24 protein-coding genes are annotated in these 20873 nt (G+C 62.6%); 7 read left to right on the top strand and 17 right to left on the bottom strand.

The genetic code is table 11. The features are described from left to right. Position 1: 1 nt before the first annotated feature. The 3 genes from sdhA to sdhC are packed head-to-tail and all read right to left on the bottom strand — an operon-like array spanning position 2 to position 2648. Positions 2 to 1840 carry a succinate dehydrogenase flavoprotein subunit gene (sdhA, locus tag ACFWYE_RS11695; RefSeq protein WP_379065359.1) on the bottom strand — a complete coding sequence of 613 codons (1839 nt, stop codon included), beginning with the start codon at positions 1838 to 1840 and terminating at the stop codon, positions 2 to 4. Positions 1841 to 1844: 4 nt separating this feature from the next. Then, entirely contained in the window at positions 1845 to 2219 is a 375-nt protein-coding gene (gene sdhD / locus ACFWYE_RS11690) for a succinate dehydrogenase, hydrophobic membrane anchor protein (protein WP_379073244.1), read from the bottom strand. Positions 2220 to 2243: 24 nt separating this feature from the next. Next, entirely contained in the window at positions 2244 to 2648 is a 405-nt protein-coding gene (gene sdhC / locus ACFWYE_RS11685; protein ID WP_144378668.1) for a succinate dehydrogenase, cytochrome b556 subunit, read from the bottom strand. Between sdhC and ACFWYE_RS11680 the strand changes: the two genes are divergently transcribed. Next, a complete protein-coding gene (locus ACFWYE_RS11680) occupies positions 2647 to 2910 on the top strand; it encodes a hypothetical protein (protein WP_379065357.1) in 264 nt (87 codons plus the stop codon). The two genes, sdhC and ACFWYE_RS11680, sit on opposite strands and share 2 nt — an antisense overlap. Here ACFWYE_RS11680 and ACFWYE_RS11675 read toward each other — a convergent pair. After that, positions 2885 to 3301, bottom strand: a complete 417-nt coding sequence (locus ACFWYE_RS11675; protein ID WP_379065355.1) for a hypothetical protein — start codon at positions 3299 to 3301, stop codon at positions 2885 to 2887. The genes ACFWYE_RS11680 and ACFWYE_RS11675 overlap by 26 nt on opposite strands. A gap of 172 nt (positions 3302 to 3473) precedes the next feature. On the opposite strand from ACFWYE_RS11675, the gene ACFWYE_RS11670 reads away from it, so the two are divergent. Then, complete coding sequence (locus ACFWYE_RS11670) at positions 3474 to 3836, top strand: hypothetical protein (protein WP_379065353.1); 363 nt, start codon at positions 3474 to 3476, stop codon at positions 3834 to 3836. Here the strand turns inward: ACFWYE_RS11670 and ACFWYE_RS11665 are convergent. The 3 genes from ACFWYE_RS11665 to ACFWYE_RS11655 all read right to left on the bottom strand — a co-directional run bounded on the left by ACFWYE_RS11665 (position 3820) and on the right by ACFWYE_RS11655 (position 6823). Beyond that, the gene (locus tag ACFWYE_RS11665) at positions 3820 to 5043 is read right to left on the bottom strand and encodes a GGDEF domain-containing protein (RefSeq protein ID WP_379111519.1); all 1224 of its coding nucleotides are present in this window, start codon (positions 5041 to 5043) and stop codon (positions 3820 to 3822) included. The genes ACFWYE_RS11670 and ACFWYE_RS11665 overlap by 17 nt on opposite strands. Positions 5044 to 5155: 112 nt before the next feature. Beyond that, positions 5156 to 6349, bottom strand: coding sequence for a diguanylate cyclase (locus ACFWYE_RS11660; RefSeq protein WP_379111518.1), 1194 nt, complete (start codon positions 6347 to 6349; stop codon positions 5156 to 5158). 66 nt (positions 6350 to 6415) lie between these two features. Beyond that, positions 6416 to 6823 carry an ACT domain-containing protein gene (locus ACFWYE_RS11655; RefSeq protein ID WP_379065347.1) on the bottom strand — a complete coding sequence of 136 codons (408 nt, stop codon included), beginning with the start codon at positions 6821 to 6823 and terminating at the stop codon, positions 6416 to 6418. A 134-nt stretch (positions 6824 to 6957) separates the two neighbouring features. Between ACFWYE_RS11655 and ACFWYE_RS11650 the strand changes: the two genes are divergently transcribed. From ACFWYE_RS11650 to ACFWYE_RS11640, 3 genes are all read left to right on the top strand, one after another. Next, positions 6958 to 7374, top strand: a complete 417-nt coding sequence (locus tag ACFWYE_RS11650; RefSeq protein ID WP_379065345.1) for a DoxX family protein — start codon at positions 6958 to 6960, stop codon at positions 7372 to 7374. A 79-nt stretch (positions 7375 to 7453) separates the two neighbouring features. Next, complete coding sequence (locus ACFWYE_RS11645; protein WP_379065343.1) at positions 7454 to 7765, top strand: YMGG-like glycine zipper-containing protein; 312 nt, start codon at positions 7454 to 7456, stop codon at positions 7763 to 7765. 123 nt (positions 7766 to 7888) lie between these two features. Then, positions 7889 to 8794 (top strand): bestrophin family protein, encoded by a 906-nt coding sequence (locus ACFWYE_RS11640; RefSeq protein ID WP_379111517.1) that lies wholly within the window; start codon positions 7889 to 7891, stop codon positions 8792 to 8794. Between the two features lie 112 nt (positions 8795 to 8906). Here ACFWYE_RS11640 and ACFWYE_RS11635 read toward each other — a convergent pair whose 3' ends face one another. Together ACFWYE_RS11635 and ACFWYE_RS11630 are read right to left on the bottom strand one after the other, a co-directional pair. Beyond that, positions 8907 to 11432, bottom strand: a complete 2526-nt coding sequence (locus tag ACFWYE_RS11635; RefSeq protein ID WP_379111516.1) for a putative bifunctional diguanylate cyclase/phosphodiesterase — start codon at positions 11430 to 11432, stop codon at positions 8907 to 8909. 272 nt (positions 11433 to 11704) lie between these two features. Continuing rightward, positions 11705 to 12598 (bottom strand): LysR family transcriptional regulator, encoded by an 894-nt coding sequence (locus ACFWYE_RS11630; RefSeq protein ID WP_379111515.1) that lies wholly within the window; start codon positions 12596 to 12598, stop codon positions 11705 to 11707. A 99-nt stretch (positions 12599 to 12697) separates the two neighbouring features. On the opposite strand from ACFWYE_RS11630, the gene ACFWYE_RS11625 reads away from it, so the two are divergent. Beyond that, the gene (locus ACFWYE_RS11625) at positions 12698 to 13108 is read left to right on the top strand and encodes a cupin domain-containing protein (protein WP_379111514.1); all 411 of its coding nucleotides are present in this window, start codon (positions 12698 to 12700) and stop codon (positions 13106 to 13108) included. 53 nt (positions 13109 to 13161) lie between these two features. On the opposite strand, the gene rpsP is transcribed toward ACFWYE_RS11625, so the two are convergent. From rpsP to ACFWYE_RS11600, 5 genes are all read right to left on the bottom strand, one after another. Beyond that, a complete protein-coding gene (gene rpsP, locus ACFWYE_RS11620; RefSeq protein WP_379065331.1) occupies positions 13162 to 13548 on the bottom strand; it encodes a 30S ribosomal protein S16 in 387 nt (128 codons plus the stop codon). Between the two features lie 57 nt (positions 13549 to 13605). Continuing rightward, positions 13606 to 13923, bottom strand: coding sequence for a chorismate mutase (locus ACFWYE_RS11615; RefSeq protein WP_379065329.1), 318 nt, complete (start codon positions 13921 to 13923; stop codon positions 13606 to 13608). A 7-nt stretch (positions 13924 to 13930) separates the two neighbouring features. Continuing rightward, positions 13931 to 15526, bottom strand: a complete 1596-nt coding sequence (gene ffh / locus ACFWYE_RS11610) for a signal recognition particle protein (protein WP_379111512.1) — start codon at positions 15524 to 15526, stop codon at positions 13931 to 13933. A 266-nt stretch (positions 15527 to 15792) separates the two neighbouring features. Next, on the bottom strand, positions 15793 to 16734 hold the full coding sequence (locus ACFWYE_RS11605) for a CPBP family intramembrane glutamic endopeptidase (protein WP_379111511.1): 942 nt from the start codon (positions 16732 to 16734) through the stop codon (positions 15793 to 15795). Between the two features lie 131 nt (positions 16735 to 16865). Then, positions 16866 to 17462, bottom strand: a complete 597-nt coding sequence (locus ACFWYE_RS11600) for a DUF1236 domain-containing protein (protein ID WP_379111509.1) — start codon at positions 17460 to 17462, stop codon at positions 16866 to 16868. Positions 17463 to 17754: 292 nt separating this feature from the next. Here ACFWYE_RS11600 and ACFWYE_RS11595 point away from each other — a divergent pair, with 292 nt between their 5' ends. Next, on the top strand, positions 17755 to 18546 hold the full coding sequence (locus ACFWYE_RS11595) for a lytic transglycosylase domain-containing protein (protein ID WP_379111507.1): 792 nt from the start codon (positions 17755 to 17757) through the stop codon (positions 18544 to 18546). Between the two features lie 65 nt (positions 18547 to 18611). Here ACFWYE_RS11595 and ACFWYE_RS11590 read toward each other — a convergent pair whose 3' ends face one another. From ACFWYE_RS11590 to ACFWYE_RS11580, 3 genes are all read right to left on the bottom strand, one after another. After that, positions 18612 to 18920, bottom strand: a complete 309-nt coding sequence (locus ACFWYE_RS11590; protein ID WP_379111505.1) for a hypothetical protein — start codon at positions 18918 to 18920, stop codon at positions 18612 to 18614. A 134-nt stretch (positions 18921 to 19054) separates the two neighbouring features. Continuing rightward, positions 19055 to 19582 (bottom strand): hypothetical protein, encoded by a 528-nt coding sequence (locus ACFWYE_RS11585; protein WP_379111503.1) that lies wholly within the window; start codon positions 19580 to 19582, stop codon positions 19055 to 19057. A 2-nt stretch (positions 19583 to 19584) separates the two neighbouring features. Beyond that, a complete protein-coding gene (locus tag ACFWYE_RS11580) occupies positions 19585 to 20808 on the bottom strand; it encodes an argininosuccinate synthase (protein WP_379111501.1) in 1224 nt (407 codons plus the stop codon). Positions 20809 to 20873 lie beyond the last annotated feature (65 nt).

Below are 20873 nucleotides of genomic sequence, written 5' to 3'. Positions count from 1 at the left end.
CTCAGTACACCCGCGCCTTGGGCGCGATCTTTGCGGGGTCGATGCCCCCCTTGTCCAGCGGCAGCGTGGTTTCGGTGTGCACGCCGCGATAGGTCAGCGTCACCTTGCCATCCTCGCCGACCTTCGCCAGCGTGTGCTTGCGCCAGTTGGCGTCGTCACGCGCCGAGAAGTCCTCGCGGGCATGTGCGCCGCGGCTTTCCTTGCGCGCTTCGGCGCCGTAGACGGTGGCGATGGCGTTGGCCATCAGGTTTTCCAGCTCCAGCGTCTCGACCAGGTCCGAATTCCAGATCATCGAGCGGTCGAAGACCTTGAGATCCTTCAGCTCGCCCCAGATCGCGGAAATGCGCTTGCAGCCTTGCTCGAGCGACTCCTGCGTGCGGAACACCGCAGCATCTTCCTGCATGGCGCGCTGCATCTTGTCGCGCAACACCGCGGTCGGCGTGCTGCCATTGGCGTAGCGCAGCCGGTCGAAGCGATCCATGATCCTTTCGAGCGACTTTGGGTTGGCCGATGGCACGGCGGAGCTGCGGTCCACCACCTGTCCCGCACGGATCGCCGCCGCGCGGCCGAACACCACAAGGTCGATCAGCGAGTTGGAGCCGAGACGGTTGGCGCCATGCACGGAAGCGCAGCCGGCCTCGCCCACCGCCATCAGGCCCGGCGATACGCGGTCCGGGCTCTTTGCGGTCGGGTTCAGCACCTCGCCCCAGTAGTTGGTCGGCACGCCGCCCATGTTGTAGTGCACAGTCGGCAGCACCGGGATCGGCTCGCGCGTCACGTCGACGCCGGCGAAGATCTTCGCCGATTCCGAGATACCCGGCAGGCGTTCGTGCAGAACCGCCGGATCGAGATGGTCGAGATGCAGGAAGATGTGATCCTTCAGCTTGCCGACGCCGCGTCCTTCGCGGATTTCCAGCGTCATGCAACGCGAGACGACGTCGCGCGAGGCAAGGTCCTTGGCGGAAGGTGCGTAACGCTCCATGAAGCGCTCGCCCTCGGAATTGACCAGATAACCGCCTTCGCCGCGCGCACCTTCGGTGATCAGGCAGCCGGCGCCATAGATTCCGGTCGGATGGAATTGCACGAATTCCATGTCCTGCAACGGCAGGCCGGCACGCACGGCCATGCCGCCGCCGTCGCCGGTGCAGGTGTGTGCCGAGGTTGCCGACAGATAGGCGCGGCCGTAGCCGCCGGTCGCCAGCACCACCATCTTGGCCGAGAAGCGGTGGATGGTGCCGTCATCGAGATTCCAGGCGACGACACCGGTGCAGGTGCCGTCATCGTCCATGATCAGGTCGAGTGCGAAATACTCGATGAAGAACTGGGCGTTGTTCTTCAGAGACTGGCCGTAGAGCGTATGCAGGATGGCGTGGCCAGTGCGGTCGGCCGCCGCGCAGGTGCGCTGCACGGGCGGACCGTCGCCGTAGTTCATCATGTGGCCGCCGAACGGGCGCTGGTAGATCTTGCCTTCCTCGGTTCGCGAGAACGGCACGCCGTAGTGCTCGAGCTCGTAGACCGCGGCAGGTGCCTCGCGCACCATGTACTCCATGGCATCGACATCCCCGAGCCAGTCGGAGCCCTTCACGGTGTCATAGAGGTGCCACTGCCAGCTGTCGGGACCCATGTTCTGCAGCGAGGCGGCGATGCCGCCCTGCGCCGCCACGGTGTGCGAACGGGTCGGGAAGACCTTGGTGATGCAGGCCGTGCGCAGTCCCTGCTCGGCCATGCCGAGCGTAGCGCGCAGGCCGGCGCCACCCGCGCCGACGATCACCACGTCGAATTTGTGGTCCACATAGGTATAGGCGGAGCCTGCGCTGCCGCTTTTTGCGTCCTTGGCCAAAGCGTCAGCCTCCGAATGCCAGCTTGAGCAGGGCGAAGATCGAAACCACGCCGACCGCTACCGTGAAGAAAGTATTGAGGATGAGCACTGCGAGCTTTCTGCCCTCGCTGGTAACGTAGTCCTCGATGACGACCTGCATGCCGAGGCGCATGTGAACGAGCCCGGAAACCAGCACCAGGATCATCACCAGCGCAACCAGCGGGTTGGCCAGGGCTGCGCGGACTTCCTCATAGGATGCGCCGTTGGTGGCGATGAGGAAGCCGACAAAGAAGAGCAGCAGCGGGACATTGGCGACCGCCGTCAGGCGCTGGCGCCAGAAGTGCATGGTGCCTTCGCGAGCGGAGCCAAGGCCGCGCACCTTCTTGAGCGCAGTGCGCATCTCGGATTTGTTCGCGCTCACGGCTCAGCCTCCCCTGACCATATAGCCGACAACCCAGATCAGGATCGTCAGGATCACCGAGCCGATCAATGTCGCCCAGGCGATCTTCGAGGCGGTGTGCTTTTCGAGCCCGGCACCGGTATCCCACACGAAATGGCGGATGCCGCCCAGCATGTGATGCATCAGTGCCCAGGTGTAGCCAAGCAGCACCAGCTGGCCGAACCAGGAGCCGAAGATGCCGTTGACGAAATCGAAATAGGATTGCGGACCGGCCGCTGCCGTCAGCCACCAGGCGACCAGAAGCGTGCCGACATAAAGCGCGCAACCGGTGATGCGGTGCACGATCGACATCGTCATGGTGATCGTCGGCCGGTAGATGGTGAGATGCGGCGAAAGTGGTCTGTCGCGGGTGGCTGGTGAGTGGCTCATGGCTTCCCCGTTCGGCACCCGTCACGGCAATGCAAACGCGGCATCGACGCTTCGGAATGCGACTATGGAACAGCGGCGTTCTAAAACGCTTTTTGCACCGCGTCAAAGCCAGAAAATCGTTTTGGAAAAGTCATTTAGTCTGATGAATAGTGGCGTCGTCGCCTTTAAACGATTGAACTTCCTCGCGACTGCGAATGCCACCACCCGACTGGCCTATCGGATGCTGCCCGAAAGGATCAGCGCCTGCAGGCCACAGGGGTAGCATTGGCTTTCATGACCAGCGCCTCGCGCCCGTCGATCACGATTGCGTCATGGTCGATACCGAATCGGCTGTTCTGGCCGGCCGGCGCCGCGGGCAGCTCCTCATTGACACCATCAGAGCCCACAACGCGGATCGCCGTGCCAATGTTCTCGACGGTCATGCGGCCGCCGTCGGCGCAGTTGTAGGTCGCCATGCGTGGCTGCGGCGTATCCTTTTCAACCAGCGTCGTTGCGGCTTGCGAAGCCGGTGCGGCAGCGGTGGCGGCTGCAGCCAGCTGCCCCTGTGCGCTGTTGGCTTTCAGGGCGGATTTGCTCGGCTGCGAAACACAGGCTGCAAGCGCCAGAAGCGTGATCAGGATGGGCGTCGCCCGGGAAATTCGGCGTAGCGCCATATGACTCCTCCACCGCGCCAACCTAGTCGCGATCATCCCTGCCGATCAAGCCACGATATTAACCATGTTAAGCGAAGTCACGCATGCCAACGCGCCACCCCCTTAACAAAGGTTAAGAAAAGGTTAATTCTACGATTCGAGGAGGCAGCCCTCGTTCGAATGGAGGAGCGCCATGCATTGGAATTCTACCCGCCATGCCGTCATCGGCATCACGTTTGTGGCCATGACAGTCGGCCAGGCGTTTCCCGCCCTGGCGTGGTCGAGTCAGCACGATCGCGCCTACGCCGACTCTTTCGGCAACCTGGTGATCGACAGTGCGACTGGTTACAAGCGCATCCTGGTCGGCGAAGGCGCCATGGCCAGGAAGATGGCCGACTACACCAGCGCCGGCCAGCCGAAGCTTCTTTATATGGATCGAATGGGCAGCCACGCCGATGAACGCGACTGCTATCGGCCGCCGGCCTTCGTGAAGGGCCGCTCCTATATGTACGGCCTTGCCGACGGCGAAATGCCGGAAATCAGTCCCTGCCGTTGAAGCCGTTGCCCAGCGGCTTGCCGTTGGGTTTGCCGACGAGGGCGATCGGCCCCGAAGCCACGCGGACCTGGTCACGGCCCCCCTTCTTGGCGCCGTAAAGTGCCTCGTCCGCCCTGCGCACCAATTCGGAGAGGGTTTCCCCGGAGCGTAGTTCGGCAACGCCGAAGCTCGCCGTACAGCGATAGGACAGCGGCAACCCCTTGATCGGCAGGGCACCGAAGGCACTGCGCGCGCCTTCAGCGAACAGTCGCGCGGCGGCAAGATTGGTCCCCGGCAGCATCACAGCGAACTCTTCGCCGCCGAGACGTGCGGCGAGATGGCTCTGCCCGGCCGCATCGCGCAGGAAACCCGAGAAGGTTTCGATAACGCGGTCGCCGCAGGCATGGCCGAAATTGTCGTTGACCAGCTTGAAATGGTCGAGATCGGCAATGACGAGCGACACCGGCAGGCCCTGGCGGGCCCCGTCGCGCAATGCCGTTTCGGCATGACGCTCGAACCCGCCGCGATTGAGCAGGCCCGAGAGCGTATCGGTCTCCGATTTCGAAGTGGCTTCGGCGAGCACGTCGCGCACCAGGATGACCAGAAGCAGCAAGGCAATCGCAATGGCAAACACCGTGCCAATCGACTGCGAAACCATCGCATAGTTCGTCTGCAGATAGGCTTGCGGATTGGCACCCCAGCCGCCCAATGCGTGGGCGATCAACGGCTTCGACGCAAACTGCAGCGCGCTCGCCGCGAGAACAGCCATCAGGATGATGTCGAGCTTCTCGCGCCGCTGGCGCGACGACCAGACGATCCACAGTCCGATGAGCTGCGCCGCGGCATAGGGGAATTGATAGGCTGCCATGCGCGGGAAGGAATTCCGAGGCAGATCCTGCACGAAATAGACGATCACTGAAGTAAGCAGCAAAAACGCCACCATGAAACGCCACGGCGGCGTTATGCCGTATTTGTTGGCGAGCCCGACGTTGAAGATGAGGGTTGCTGCAAGAAATACCGCAAACGCCGCCACCACCGGTGGCGTCGCATAGTTGAAAGCAGGGATGGAGAATTCAACGACGAAATAGACCATGCCGACGGCGTAACCGAGCGCCAGCCAACGCGCCGCGACACGTCGCGTGTCGTAGGCGGCAACAGTCATGAAAGCCGCTGCCAGCAGGCCAGCGACGAAAAGGTTGATCGCCAGGATGAAGTTCGCACCGCTCATCGCGACAAATCTATCCGTAGCCTCGGTTCCGGTCGCATCAACTTAATCATTTTAGCAAGTGATGATTGTAGCGCTGCGAAACGAAGAACAGGTTAACCGGGCGGCAGTTCCGTCAACTCGCAGCCGGCAGTTCCACGTATGCGGCCATCGGCTGCCTCTGGAACGATATGCGGACGCTGTCGCGCCCGTTCTGCTTCGCTTTGTAGAGCGCCTCGTCTGCGCGCAACATCAGCGGGGCGAGTTCTTCGCCTCCGAAGCGGCCGGCGACGCCGAAACTGGCGGTCAGCTTGACGCCCTGCGGCACGCCTTCGACTGTTTCCGAGCAGAAGGCCCCCCGCACCGTTTCGGCAAACAGGCGCCCGGCAACCAGATCGGTCGACGGCATCAGCACCGCGAATTCTTCGCCGCCGATCCGCCCGACGACCGCGCGCGAACCCGCCGCCTGCAGCCTCGCGGCGAATTCGACGATGACCTGGTCGCCGACAGCATGTCCGAAACGGTCGTTGACCGACTTGAAATGATCCAGATCGGCCAGCACCAGTGTCACCGGCGCGCCGTTGCGGGCGCTACGCTGCAGAACGGACGCGGCTTTCTGTTCGAAGCCGCGCCGGTTGAGCAGTTTCGACAATGTCTCGGACTCGGCCTGCAATTCGTTGATGGTGTCGAGCGCAACGGCAGTCAGCAGGGTGAGCGCGATCAGCAGCGAGAACACCATTACCGAAAGGCTGGTGGTCAGCCAGTAGGGCGAGTGCAGGTATGGCGGACGGCCGGCATCGACGCCGCTCAACAATGCGACCAGCAGCGGGCGAATGAAAAAGTCAGCCGCCCTCAGTCCGGCCATCAGGACGATCATCCGGTCGATCACCGAGCGGCGGCTGGACTGGCGCAGCCGCATCACGGCGATGATGCACAGCGCGCCCAGGCCGTAGTTCACGGAAAACACCCGCCCGGGAAAGTAAGGTTGCACGAACAGGAACCAGAGCAGGCCGCCCATGCCAGCCGCTATGCAGACCAGCGACGCTACCCAGGGGACGCGCACGCCCTGGCGGGTCGCGACTGCCGCGACAAACAGCAGAAGCGCGCCGAAAAACAGAAAATTGGAAATCACTTTCGACACGGCTAGGCCGGCACCGAGGTCGAACGATTGCAGTGTGAAACCGATCGCCACGGCTAGGTAGCAGATGCACAGTTGCAGCACGTAGCGGTTCTCGCGCCGGAAAGACCACAGCACGAAAAATGCCGTCGACAGAACGATCGACAGCACCGGATTGAGAAGCGATATGAAAAGGTCCTGACTCACCGCCACGCCCGAATGTCCCGCCTGCACACTAGAACCAAGGGACAAACAACGCGTTAAGTAGGGCTGGAACTGTCAGCTCCTGTTTGCCGCCGCCAGGTCCTCGAGCATACGCATCGCATCGTCGGCGCGATCGGCCGGCACGAAAAGATGGTCGTGGTAGAAACCAGAGACCGGATTGACCCCCATGCCTGCGGCGGCAAGGCGCGGCAGGATGGCAGCGAGAAAGCCCACGGCCTCCAGCGACGAGTGGATGGAAAGCGTGATCATGCGGCAGGGGAAGGTGCCAGACAGCCCGGCTCGGCCGGCTGCGTCTTCGCCGACGATGCAGGTCCAGCCCTCTTTTTCACCAAACACCATCAACGGCGGGACACCATCCGGCAGGCTGTGGTCAAGCGGAAGGGTGACAAAGACATATGTCTCCGGTTGCAGTTCCGGCCGCATCGAACCGAGCAACGTCTTCAGCTTGGTCTCACCACTCATTGTTTCCTCGCAGGTTGGTTCAGCGGCAAAGAATCAAGACCCCTGTCGGATTTGCGCCGGCTTATCCGTCCTAGGCGTAACTTCGCAGATGGCCTCGGACAACCCCGGGCCAACGAAGCATTGGAGGGAACAACATGTCCAATCTCAACGCATCGACGGAAACCGTCTCGACCCGAGCCCTGTGGGCTGGCCGCATCATGAGCGGCTTGATCGTCCTTTTCATGATATTCGACGGCGTGATCAAGCTGCCACCACTCGATATCGTCACCCAGACGATGACCGAGATCGGCTGGCCCGCGGATGTCGGCACCGCGCGCCTGCTCGGTGTCATCGGCCTGATCTCCACCGCGCTCTACGCCTGGCCGCGCACCTCTTTCCTGGGGGCCATCCTGCTTACCGCCTATTTCGGCGGCGCGATCGCCACTCACGTCAGGATCGGCAATCCACTGTTCTCGCACACCTTCTTCGGCATCTATCTCGGCCTGCTTCTGTGGGGCGGCCTGTGGCTGCGTGATCCGCGGTTGCGCGCTCTGTTGCCGTTCTCCGGCTAAGGGAGTGATTGTTTGGATCGAATCCAACGCTACGGCGTTGGACACAGGCGGGCGGTATGTCGCTTCGAAAGGAACGATCATGAAGAACGTCTTGATCCTGGCAGCTTTGTTGCTGCCCCTTGCCGCCTGTTCGCAGACGGAAAGGGGCGCTGCAATCGGCGGACTGGGTGGCGCGGCAGTGGGTGCCGCCGTCGCAGGCAATCCAGTCGAGGGTGCCGTCATCGGCGGCGCTGTCGGCACTGTGGCAGGCGCCTTGATCGGCAACGCCAGCGAGCGTGGCAAATGCCGCTACCGCGATCGTTATGGACGGGTCTTCGTCGATCGCTGTCCGGATCGCGGCGGCCGTTACTACAACGACGATCCAGATTATCGCTCTCGCCCCGGATACTGACGAGCAGAAGCAGCACAGCGCCTGAAGCGGCGTCGCGACGCATCCTGTCGCGGCCGTGTGTTGCTAGCCGCCATTTCCCATTCTATGCCCGGCTGTCGAAGGGTGGGCAAGAGTGGGGTTGTCATGATCGTGCGGCCAAAACCGGGGCTCTGGCAGCTCTTCTTCATCATGCGCGGGTCGATCGTACCGCGAATTCTGCCGCAGATCCTCGGTTTTGCCGCTTATGCGGCCGCCGTGGTCGCGCTGGTCAGATATTTCGGCTTCGAGCTGAGCGGTTTCACCATCGCCCCCTTCGGTCTGTTGGGCGTGACATTGTCGATCTATCTCGGCTTCCGCAACAACGCCGCTTATGACCGCTGGTGGGAAGCGCGCAAGCTCTGGGGACAACTTGTCTACGATGTCCGCAACCTTGCCCGTGCCGCGACCGGACTCATTTCATCGCGGGAGGAACAACGTTCGCTGCTGATGGACGTGCTGGCCTTCTGTCACATGTTGCGCGGGCAATTGCGGCGGATCGACAGCACCACCGACGCGCGCCCCTTCATCGGCGAGGCGGCCGACAGCCTCGCGGTCTTCGTCAATCGGCCGGACGAGATGGTGAGACGCATGGGCAAACGAGTGGCGGCCCTGCGTGAAAGCGGCACGATCGACAGTATCGGCTATCGCATCCTCGACGAGCGCCTGTCGGCGATCGCCGCCATGCAGGCTGGTTGCGAACGCATCGCCGGCACACCGCTGCCTTTTGCCTATGCACTGCTGCTGCACAGAACGGCCTACATCGTCTGCCTGCTGTTGCCCTTCGGGCTTGCCGCGACCGCCGGCTGGGTGACGCCGCTTTTCACGGCGCTGATCGCCTACACCTTCTTCGGGCTCGATGCCTTGTCGGAAGAACTGGAAGACCCTTTCGGCACGGAGGCCAACGACCTTGCGCTCGACGCGCTTTGCCGGGTCTGCGAGGTATCCGTGTTCGAAGCACTCGGCGAACCGGCGCCGCCGGTGCTGGAGGCAGAAAACTACTTCTATTCGTGACGGATGGCCTCCAAGGCCAGAGCGTTTCCTTTTTCGGAAGCCGAAGCGCTTCAATTTTTGCTTTAGGCAACTCCGGCCGGAAAACCGCTGCACGCTTTTCCCGAGATTGCTTTTAGGCGACCTTACTCTCGTCGCTGCGGTAGCTGTCTATGATGCGCAAGGCGCCGACGCTGTCGACCGGGGGGCTGAACAGGAAGCCCTGAATCTCGCCGCAGCGTTCCTGCCGCAGCAGTTCAAGCTGCGCACCCGTCTCGACGCCTTCCGCAGTTGTATCGATGCCGAGATTGGCGCCCAGACCGATGATCGCCCTGACAATCGCCATGGATTCGCGGCTGGAACCAATGTCGCGGATGAAGGAGCGATCGATCTTCAGCCGGCTGAACGGGAAGCGCCTGAGATAACTCATGCTTGAATAACCGGTGCCGAAATCGTCGAGCGCGACGCGGACGCCGACATCCTTCAGCCGCTCCAGCAAAGCAAGATTGGCACCCGTGTCGGCCAGCAGCACGGATTCGGTGATTTCGATCTCCAGGCGCGAGGGATCGAGCCCGGACGCCGCGAGCGCCTGGGTGACTGTCTCCGCGAAGCGGCCCTGGCGGAACTGCACCGCCGAAGCGTTGACGGCGATGATGAGATCCTGTGGCCAGGCAGCTGCACGCCGGCAGGCCTCCTCCAGGACCCAACGGCCGATGGCATCGATCATGCCTGTCTCTTCGGCCAAGGGGATGAATTCTGCCGGGGACACCATGCCGCGTCTCGGGTTGCGCCAGCGCACCAGCGCTTCGAAGCCACGCAGGCCGCCGCTGCGCAGCGAGATGATCGGCTGGTAGTGCAACTCCAGTTCGCGGTCGAAATCGGCCGAGCGCAGTTCCAGTTCCAACTCACGGCGCTCCCGCATTTCGGCGTCCATTTCGGGTTCGAAGAAATGGAACGTGCCCTTGCCCTCGCGCTTCGAGCGGTAGAGAGCGAGGTCGGCGCATTTCAGCAGCGTGCCGGCCTCACGTGCATCGACAGGCGCGATGGCGGCGCCCAGGCTGGCGCCGATGGAAAGCTTGTGTCCTTCATAGCCGTGCGGCTGGGCGATCGCCTGGATGATCCGCCCGGCCAGCAACTGGACGTCGTCTCGGCTCAGGGCGCCACGCAACAGCACGGCGAATTCATCGCCACCGAGACGAGCGACGAGATCCGTACGGCGCAGCAGCCGGCGGATCCTGTCGGCGGTTTCGATCAGCAGGGAATCGCCGGCGGCGTGACCCAGCGTATCGTTGACGGCCTTGAAGTCATCGAGATCGATCAGAACCAGTGCGAATGGCTGGTGGCCGGCAACCGCGGTTGCCACCGCCTCCTCGATTTCCTGTGAAAAGGTCGTACGATTGCCGACCCCGGTCAGCGGATCGTGGTGCGCGAGGAACGAGATCCGCTCTTCCGCCCGCTTGCGCTCGGTGACATCGACGATGGTCGAGAGCGTTGCCGGTTGTCCGCCGACCGTTATGGCACGCGTGTATTCGATGACGTCCAGCTCGGCTCCTGATGCCGTGCGGTGGCGCGCGAAGCGTTCGCCGGAAGAACCAACACGCGCCGCGGAATTCGGTTCGAGATTGCGGATGTCCAGGGCGAGGAAAGCAGCGCGATCATGCCCGTAAAGGTGAAGTGCCGCGGCATTTGCGTTGAGGAAGGCGCCGGTCGCGAGATGGCGCACATACATCGGCACCGGGTTGTCGTCGAACAGCGAACGGAACAGCACCTCGCGGTTGCGGATCTCACGCACATCGGTCAGCGTCACGGCAAGAAGACCGTCGGTTTCGACGACACCCACCTGCAGGGAGATCGCTTCGCCGGCGAGATCGTATTCGAGTTCGAGCGACGGTACAGCAGTGCCCTGGCTTCGGTTGCGAGAGCGCTGATCAAGCAGACGCGCCAGGCATTCAGCCGCACTCACCTCGGACAACAGGCGCAGGCGCATGTTTTCCGCCGGTGCGTCGAGCATCCTGGCCGCGGCGTTGTTTATGCTGAGCACCTGAAAGTCGCGGGGCGCGGTACCGACGCCTTCCAGTGGGCTCAGCGCCAGAATGCCCTCGTCGGTCGAGTTGATGAGCAGACGTGCCAGATCGACCTGGCTTTTGCGCGGTCTTGCGAAGACCAGGAAATATTCGCCTGGCCAGCGACAGGATAGCGGCAGCGCCAGCACCTCCATGGTTGACACCATGCCGTCGATGATCGACCGGCACAGCGTCAGATAGGGGCGCGCAGCCAGGCGCGCGAGATCGATGGCGTCATTCACCGCGCGTCGAACCGCAAACGGCAGGACGGAAAGCGAGACCGATGCCTCGGCGATGTCAGCCAGGCTGCAGAAACGGGAGCCCGCGCGCAGGATGAAACCCGCATGGCCTTCCGAAAGCCGAACCACTGCCAGTTCGTCGGCAAAACGACCGACGCTGCCCAGTGCCAGCTCCTCATAAGGGGGGAGAACGCCGTCGATGCATGCCGCCTGCCAGCGACGCAACATCAGTCGAACGTCCTCGAATTCGGTGTCGATACGGAACACGCGGTCGGCCTGGCTCGAAGGACTTGGCTCGGTCGGCTGTTGTTGCCTCGCAAGCCCGTCCAGTTCCTTGACCCGCACCGCAATCGACATCATTCCAGCCCGCCATTGCCGCAACGCTTCCACGGCCCGGCATGCACCAGGCTTCACGGCAGAGTCGCATCGATTTTCAGCACATGCCGGAACAATTCCGGCCCGGCATCACGGCATCATGCCTCGCGCAACATCCTTGGACAGCGCGCCATATCAAGCACGTTAGCGGCCGCTTACTTACTTCTTGCTTAAGCCGAATGTCATATACCCGTCATACTTCGAAAGGGAGGAACCGCCGCCCGCAACGCGCCCGTCTTTCGACGTGAGGACAGACATCAGCCCATCAGGATCGGCCGAATGAGATGCAGATGACGGAACGTGAAATCAAAGAAGCTGCTGATGCGCGGCGTCTGGCGCAGATCGGCACGGGTGAGAAGATACCAACCCCGTGCAAGGTCCTGCACCGGAGGAAGAACCTGGACCAGGTCATCCTCCGTGTCTGCAATGGTGGTTGGCAGCGGCGCGATGCCGATACCTGATTTCACGGCATGCAACACGCCAAGCACGCTGTTGTTGCGTGCAGCGATCCTGGCGCCGGGGGCAACGGCAGACAGCCATTTCGCAGCGCGATGGTTGACGAGCATTCCATCGAAGCCAACCAGCGCGTGGCGGTCAAGGTCGTCGACCCGTTCCGGCCGACCATGATGCTGAAGATAACTCTTGCTGGCGTAGACCGCCCATATCGAATCGGCGATCTTGCGGCCGACCAGCGTTTCGTCATCCGGTTCGCCTGAACGCAGCGCCACGTCCGCCTCGCCCTTTCCAAGGTCGAGATAGCGGTCACTCATCACGAATTCGATCGTCAAACCCGGATGCTTCTCGTGGAAGAGGTCGAGATAGGACGACCCTGCGAGGCGGGACACCAGTGGCTCGGGGCAGGTCAGGTGAATGACCCCGACAAGCTCGTCCCCGTGAGCGCGGATCTGGTTCTGAAGAACCAGAATTTCTGCTTCTACGCGCTCGGCTGCCGGAAGCAGCGCCTCGCCCAGGCTCGTTAGCCTGTAGCCCGTTGCATGTCGGGAGACGAGTGCAGAACCGACGCGCCGCTCGAGCTCAACCAGCCGTCGATGGACCGTGGACTGGTTTACTCCCAGCACCCGCGCAGCCGCCAGCGTGCTGCCCTCGCGCGCGACGGCAAGCAGATAGCGCAGGTCGTTCCAGTCGAACATCCCGACGTTATGCGCTTCTGCTCGGCGGCTCTGCAAGCTTGCGGCTGCCGGAAAGAGCGGCCCGGCATTAGCCTTCATTACGAAACGATGGAGGAGACGATGCACGAGACAATGGCAACCAGAGACGCCATCGCCGGCCTGACCGTCGGCATCACCACCTCGGCACGATCTTCGGGTGCCGCGAAGCTATCGGTCGCGTACCGCGCGGCGACCACCGACATGCCGACACAGGAGACACAGGAAATACGGATCCTGCTGGCCAGGCTTGATCCTGGCGATTGCACGCCTCATCACAGCCATCGTCACCCCGTGACGGTCTATATGCTGGAAGGAACGTTCACGCTTGAGCTCGAAGGCCGTGCGCCGATGGAGATAAGGGCGGGTGAGGTCTTTGTCGAACCGGCGCACGTCGCCATGACGGGCCGCAATCTGAGCACCGATACGCCCGCACGGATGGTGATCTTCTACGCCAGCAAACCGGACACTCCATTTGCCGACCCTGTTGCCTGAACGCAAAACGGCGGGCCTTTCGGCCCGCCGTTTCTCCGCCGTAGCGGAACTGTTTACTCGCTGGCTTCAGCCGGGGCGGCAGCGGCAGCCACGGCGGCAGCGGCGTCTTCCTGCGCCTTCTTCAGCAAGGCGGCGCGTTCCTGCGCCTTCTTGCCCGGCTCGGCCTTGGACGGGTTGTTGCGGGCTTCGCGCTTGGCGATACCGGCTTCGTCGAAGAAACGCAGCACGCGGTCGGTCGGCTGCGCGCCGTTGCCCAGCCAATGCTTGGCGCGATCAGCGTCGATCTTGACGCGGTCGCCATCCTTGGGCAGCAGCGGGTTCCAGGCGCCGATCGATTCAATGAAACGGCCGTCGCGCGGCGAGCGCGCGTCGGCGACGACGATGTGGTAGTAAGGACGCTTCTTCGAGCCCGCGCGGGCCAGTCTGATTTTCAGTGCCATTTTGTTTCTCCTAAAGCTCTGATTCTCGTTGATCGGGTTACGGCCGGGTCCAGCCGGTTATGCTTGCGCCGTTTCCGCGGCGATCTGCTCGTGATGGCGGATCACTTCGCGGATGACGAAGTTCAGGAATTTCTCTGCGAAATCGGGATCGAGCTGCGCTTCCTTGGCAAGTCGGCGCAACCGCTCGATCTGCTCGGTCTCGCGCTTCGGGTCGGCTGGCGGCAAGCCATGCGTGGCCTTCAGAACGCCGACCGCCTTGGTGCAGCGGAAACGCTCCGCCAGCATATGCACGAGCGCGGCATCGATGTTGTCGATCGAAGCACGATAGCCTGCGAGCTGGGCGCGGGCGGCTTCCATTTTTTTCTCGTCGCTCATCGCCGCCTCACTTCTTCTTGCCGAGGCCCGGCAAGCCACCCGGACCACCGAGGCCCGGAAGCTTCAGGCCACCAGGCAGGCCCGGCAAACCGCCGCCACCGAGGCCTGGTAGACCGCCGGGCATTCCGCCCGGAAGACCCTTGCCGAGGCCCGCGGCTTCCGCCTGTTTCTGCAAGGCTTCGATCTGCTTGGGGTCCATCTTGGAAAGATCGGGCATGCCACCCATCCCAGGCATCATGCCGCCAAGGCCCATCTTGTTGGCCAGCCCGCCCATCAGGCCGCGCATCATGCCGCCGCCTTTGCCCTTGCCGCCCATCGCCTTCATCATGTCGGCCATGCCGCGATGCATCTTCAGGAGCTTGTTGATCTCGGCGGCATCGGTCCCGGAACCGGCAGCGATGCGCTTCTTGCGGCTGTGCTTGAGAAGGTCCGGGTTTGCCCGCTCGGCCTTGGTCATCGACGAGATGATGGCAAGCTGGCGGCCGAACATCTTGTCGTCGAGGCCGGCGGCCGCCATCTGGTCCTTCATCTTGCCCATGCCGGGCATCAGGCCCATGATGCCGCCCATGCCGCCCATTTTTTGCATCTGGCCGAGTTGATCGGCGAGGTCGTTCAGGTCGAACTTGCCGGACTGCATCTTCTTGGCCATCGCCGCGGCCTTTTCCGCGTCGATGGTTTCGGCAGCCTTCTCGACCAGCGAAACGATATCGCCCATGCCGAGGATACGGTCGGCGATACGCTTGGGGTGGAATTCCTCCAGCCCGTCCATCTTCTCGCCGGTGCCGATGAGCTTGATCGGCTTTCCGGTGACCGCGCGCATCGACAGCGCCGCGCCGCCGCGGCCGTCACCGTCCATACGGGTCAGCACCAGCCCGGTGATGCCGACGCGGTCGTCGAAATTCTTGGCGAGATTGACGGCATCCTGACCGGTCAGCGAGTCGGCCACCAGCAGGATTTCATGCGGGGTCGAAGCCTTCTTGATGTCGGCCATCTCGACCATCAAAGGCTCGTCGATATGCGTCCGACCGGCGGTGTCGAGGATGACCACGTCATGGCCGCCCAGCTTGGCCGCCTGAACGGCACGCTTGGCGATATCGACCGGGGTCTGTCCGGCGATGATCGGCAGCGTCGCCACCTTGGTCTGCTCACCGAGCTGCCGCAGCTGCTCCTGCGCCGCCGGGCGGCGCGTGTCGAGCGAGGCCATGAGCACTTTCTTGCCCTGGCGCTCGGTCAGCCGCTTGGCGATCTTGGCGCTGGTCGTCGTTTTGCCGGAGCCCTGCAGACCGACCATCATGACGACGACCGGCGCCGGCGCATTGAGGTCGATGGCGACGCCTTCGGCACCCAGCATCTCGACCAGTTCGTCATGAACGATCTTCACGACCATCTGGCCGGGCTTGATCGCCTTCAGAATCGCCGCGCCGACCGCCTTCTCCCGCACCTTGTCGGTGAACGAACGCACGACTTCCAGTGCGACGTCGGCCTCGAGCAGCGCACGGCGCACTTCGCGCAGCGCGGCCGAGACATCAGCCTCCGACAGCGCGCCGCGGCCGGTAAGGCCGTTCAGAATTGAGCCAAGTCGCTCTTGCAGCGATTCGAACATGCTTCTTCCTTCGATCCCGGATGGTCAGACCCGAGAGGTAATACGTCCGCACCGATCATCCAAGCAAAGCCCAAAACCAAAAAGCACCCGGGGGCGCACAGCGCTGCCGGGTGTTGGCCTCCGGGATCGCTCGGCAGCGCATCTTGACGCGCTTGCCTCGTCCCGGTCGGCTTTCGCGAAGACGATCGTCGCGGAAGTTGGCGGCCTTTGACAGGAAAAATGGCCGAGAGTCAAGGGAAATGGCTGAAATCGGCGTTTTCGGCCAGTCAACCGAGATCCGGCGCCACCCTGAGCGGCGAGCGCGGATGCAGCAGAAGCAGTGCCGTCAGCAGGCTGGATACGATGCCGATACCCGCGATCAGGACCGCATCGGTGCCAGCCCAGCCAGCGCCCTCCAGCGATCGTGCCTCGAACAGCGCAAAGCTGGAAAGACTGGCCTGGTGCGAAATCAGCAGGAAACCGAACAGGTTGTTGCCGAGATGGGCACCGAAGGCCGCGCCGAGATTCCCTGTCGAATGGACGAGCATCATCAGGACAGCCGCGAAGACACCGATGGAGATCAGTCCGGCAGCGTTCATCGCGGGCGCCGAGCCTCCACTCCAGTGCAGCGCCGTGAAGACCAGCGTTGGCAGCAGCGCCCACACCGCCGGGCTTCGGAAACGTCCGGCCAGCCCGCGCGGCAGGTAGCCGCGAAACAACAGCTCTTCCGCGGAGGTCTGCACGAAACCAAGCAGCGCGACAGGCACCAAAGCCAACAACCAGACACCAAGGCGGATCGAGCCACGCTGGATCACAGGATCGAGCAGAAACAGCAGCACTTCGGAAAAGACCGATGTGAGGATGACGGCAACAAAACCTTTGAGGAAACCGGATCGGGAAATCCGCTGGCTGTTGCCGAAAAGGGCCGAAAGCGGCTCGCGGTGGATCCATCGCATCACCAGCCACGCACCAGCCCATATGCCGCAGAATGTGACCAGCGCTGTCAGCACACCGATGGGCGAGGTGAGGAAAGCCTCCATGCCATAGCCATCCGGCCGCAACGAGGCAGGCACCAGCGCAACGAAACCCCAGCCGGCCCGCACCGCCGCAAAAGTCGAAAGTGTCCAGACCAGCAAGATGATGATGGTGCCGAAGATGAGACGCGGGAGCGTCATTTTGCCAGTCGGGCTCGAACGGTAACGCTCGAAGGCTGTCGGCTCGGAGATCATGCGGGCTCTTCTCGAATGACCCGCCTGTAACATCGGGCACCGCCATGACTAGGCGATGCCCGGAAACCTCGCAATCACGTCGCAAGGATTAGGTTAAATTTGTCGGATCGCGCCGCCGACAGTCGTTATGATTACTCGCCGACATAGACGACATGCCTGGACGACGGGCTGACGATGACCGGCTCGCCATTCACATAGGCATATCGATAGTCATAGCCGGGAACTTCACGCAGCATGACCGTATCGGGCAGTGTCGCGCCGGTCCGAACCTCATCCTGGATGTAGATCGGATCAACCGCGTTCGTCCTGACGTAGCTGCGCACTTCCATCGGCGGCACCGGCATATCCGCATCATCATCCTGGATGATCGATCCGGTCGACAGTTCATCGTCCATGACGGCGCCCGGCGTCTCGATCACGGTCACGCCTGAATCGACGGGCCGTTCTGTCAGCAGCACGCGCCTGCCGGAGAATTCGCTGGTGACATAGTCCGAATTGATCCAGGCACGGTTGTCGGCATTGCCGACGGCGCACCATTTCGAGCCTTGCAGGCAACCATCCAGCACCGCGGTCTGACCCGCAGCCAGGACACCCACCACGGGGTAACGTGAACCAGGCCCGGCGCGCATGTTGAGGTCTCTGTCGGCCGATACGAGCGTATCCGCCCATGCCGCGCCAGACATGGCAACGAGTGTTCCCGCGATCGCAGACAACAGCAATGTCCTCATTGTCTTGCTCCTCTGTCATCGTCCCTCGCACCGCCAACGCCTCCGGCATCCTGACGTTCCCGCTAAAGTTTCGATCGATGCTCACGCTTTGTTCCGGATTGTCGTTGCAGGTGAGCCGCAGGCGCCGCCAGATCGACGCCCGAATCGGCGAAATCGGCAAAAAACGCTTGATTGGAGCAGGGTTCTGGCCTTTAGCCGGAACACGGCGGGCGCCGGGGAAACGTCGGTGACAAGCTCGATGTTCGCTGGCAAATTCGCCTCGCGAGGTGATTCAGGCAACCAGGAGATGAGAATGGCATTGCGTGCCAAGGGAAAGGTTTTCGCAGCCGTGGCGGCGCTTTTGCTGCTGACCGGCGCCACCCAGGCGGCCGAATGCGGCAAGTCGGCCGCGGGGTTCGACCAGTGGAAGGCGGATTTCGCGCAGCAAGCGCAGGCTGAAGGCGTCAAGAGCCGCGGCCTTGCGGCGCTGGAAGGCGCGACATACGCCACGGCGACCATACGCGCCGACCGGGCGGTCAAGAAGGCTTTCAGCGGTTCGGTGGAAGATTTCATGAAGCGCAGGGGCGCCGCGACAATCATTTCGCGCGGCAAGTCCATGAAGAGGGCCAATGCGGCGCTCTTCAACCGGATCGAGAGCACCTACGGCGTAACGCCGGGCGTTCTGCTCGCCATCTGGGGCATGGAAACCGGTTTTGGCGCCGCCATGGGCAAGCAGAACACCGTCTCCGCCATCGTGACGCTCGCCTACGACTGCCGTCGTCCCCAATTCTTCTACCCGCATGCCATCGCCGCCCTCAAGCTCGTCGATCGCGGCGCGCTGACCGCCAGTTCGGTGGGCGCGATGCACGGAGAGATCGGCCATACCCAGTTCCTGCCGGGAAATGTCCTGAAATATGGCGTCGGCGGAGCAAACCTGCGCGACAAGGAAACCGCGCTTGCCTCGACCGCCAACTTCCTCAAGGGCCACGGCTGGCAGCCCGGTGTCGGCGCTGATGGCAATATGGGCGCAATTGCCGGCTGGAATTCGGCCAGCGTCTATCAGCAGGCAATCGCCCGCATCGCCACGGCCATCGACAACGATTGATGGGACCAGGTTCGAGCTCGGGCTCGAACTTTTCTTGCGAGGGTCGCCGGCGCGGCGATCCTCGCCTATTTCCCCTTTATGACCTTCCAGATCTCGGTGGATCGGTTCTCCTGAAGCCGATTGATATCGGACAAGGTAATGCGTCCACTGGCGACAGCCTTGGCGAGGCGCTGACAGAAAAGTCCAGGCGCGCGCTCCTTCGATACCCCCATGAAGGTCCTGATTTCCTCCTTTGCGGAGAGGGGAAAGGAAGGATAGTTTTTCATGCAGCGGGCGAAGCCGGTTTTGACGTCCGGCCTATCAGCCGCCTGGGTGGTTCGACTGCCGGAAAGCACGACGGTCGCAGCAAGTAATACGAAAAGACAATTCTTCATGGAAAGCCCCTCAGCCCGATAGGTCGCAAACCTAGGCAAGGGTGACAAAACATCAAGCCGCAGAGGCGCGCGTGTAGTTGGTCCTCAATCAGTGATTGACCGATATGTCCTCTGCGATGCCGGACGACACGCTTTTACATGACCTCGACCTTGTAGGAGCAGCCGGCAAGTACCTTGCCTGGATGCGTCTCGACTGTTGAGACATTGAGGCTGATGCGGGTGGCAAAAGTGATGCCTTCGGACGTCTCGCTCCTCTCCGAGACGACCTTTTCGCCGAGGAATTTCTGCGGTGTGGAGATCATCGGCTCAATGCCGAGCTTCTTTGCCAGATCCGGGGCTGTGATGCCATCGAGCACGGCCATCGGGCCGCTCGATGTGAAGACCAGCGTTCTTGTTTCGCTGCCGAAGGCAACCAGCGGCTTTTCCAGCTCATACTGCGACAGGAAAGGATTGCCGCTGTCGACCTTGCGCCAGCCCAGCCTGTCGGCGGCGTCCGGCTCACCCGCCAACCAGAAAGCGAAACCGTTATAGGTAGGCACGTCCGCCCGGCATTCGACCAGTGCAGGCAGATCAAGCGCAGCCGGGTCGAAATCCTGTGCGACAGCCGGCAGAACCGCCGCCAGCGCAAGAAAGCCAGCGACGGAACAACGGGCCTTGTGCACGCTCAACCGCGCTTGTTGCGGGCCGCGAGCGTGCGCAGGCGCAGGGCGTTCAGCTTGATGAAGCCGGCCGCATCCTTCTGGTCATAGGCGCCCTGGTCGTCCTCGAAGGTAACCAGCTTGTCGGAATAGAGCGACTTAGGCGATTCACGGCCGATAACCATGACGTTGCCTTTGTAGAGCTTCAGTGTCACTTCACCCTCGACGTCCTTCTGGCTGAGGTCGATCGCGGCCTGCAGCATCTGCCGCTCCGGCGAGAACCAGAAGCCGTAGTAGATCAGCTCCGCGTAGCGCGGCATCAACTCGTCCTTGAGGTGGGCTGCACCGCGGTCGAGCGTGATCGACTCGATGGCGCGATGCGCAGCCAGCAGGATCGTGCCCCCCGGCGTTTCGTACACACCGCGCGATTTCATGCCGACGAAGCGGTTCTCCACCAGGTCGAGGCGGCCGATGCCGTTGTCGCGGCCATAGTCGTTGAGCTTGGCAAGCAGCGTCGCCGGCGAAAGGCGTTCGCCATTGATCGAAACCGCGTCGCCCTTTTCGAAGCCGACCGTGATGACGGTTGCCTTGTCGGGAGCGGCTTCCGGTGAAATCGTGCGCATATGCACGTATTCGGGCGCCTCGACCGCCGGATCTTCCAGCACCTTGCCCTCGGAGGAGGAGTGCAGCAGGTTCGCATCGACCGAGAACGGCGCCTCGCCCTTCTTGTCCTTGGCGACCGGGATCTGGTGCTGCTCGGCGAACTCGAGCAGGTGCGTGCGGCTCTTGAAAGACCAGTCCCGCCATGGCGCGATGATCTTGATGTCCGGGTTCAGCGCATAGGCCGACAGTTCGAAGCGAACCTGATCGTTGCCCTTGCCGGTCGCACCGTGCGCGATGGCGTCGGCGCCGGTCCTCTCGGCGATCTCGATCAGATGCTTGGAGATCAGCGGGCGGGCGATCGAAGTGCCGAGCAGATAGACCCCCTCGTAGACCGCGTTGGCGCGGAACATCGGGAAGACGAAATCACGCACGAATTCCTCGCGCACGTCCTCGATGAAGATCTCCTTGATGCCGAGCATCTCGGCCTTGCGGCGCGCCGGCTCCAGCTCTTCGCCCTGGCCAAGGTCGGCGGTGAAGGTGACAACCTCCGCGCCAAGTTCGGTTTGCAGCCACTTCAGGATGATCGAGGTATCGAGGCCGCCCGAATAGGCGAGCACCACCTTCTTCACGTCTTTGAATTTGGACATCTTGGAGGGCAACCTTCCTGCATTTGGCCAGAACCGCTTTTTCGGCGCCACTATTAGTGCGGTTC

The sequence above is a fragment of the Mesorhizobium sp. NPDC059025 genome, assembly GCF_042739655.1.
Lineage (GTDB): Bacteria > Pseudomonadota > Alphaproteobacteria > Rhizobiales > Rhizobiaceae > Mesorhizobium.
Note: the sequence above shows the minus strand (reverse complement) of the source record. Positions and strands in the feature narration are given on the sequence as shown.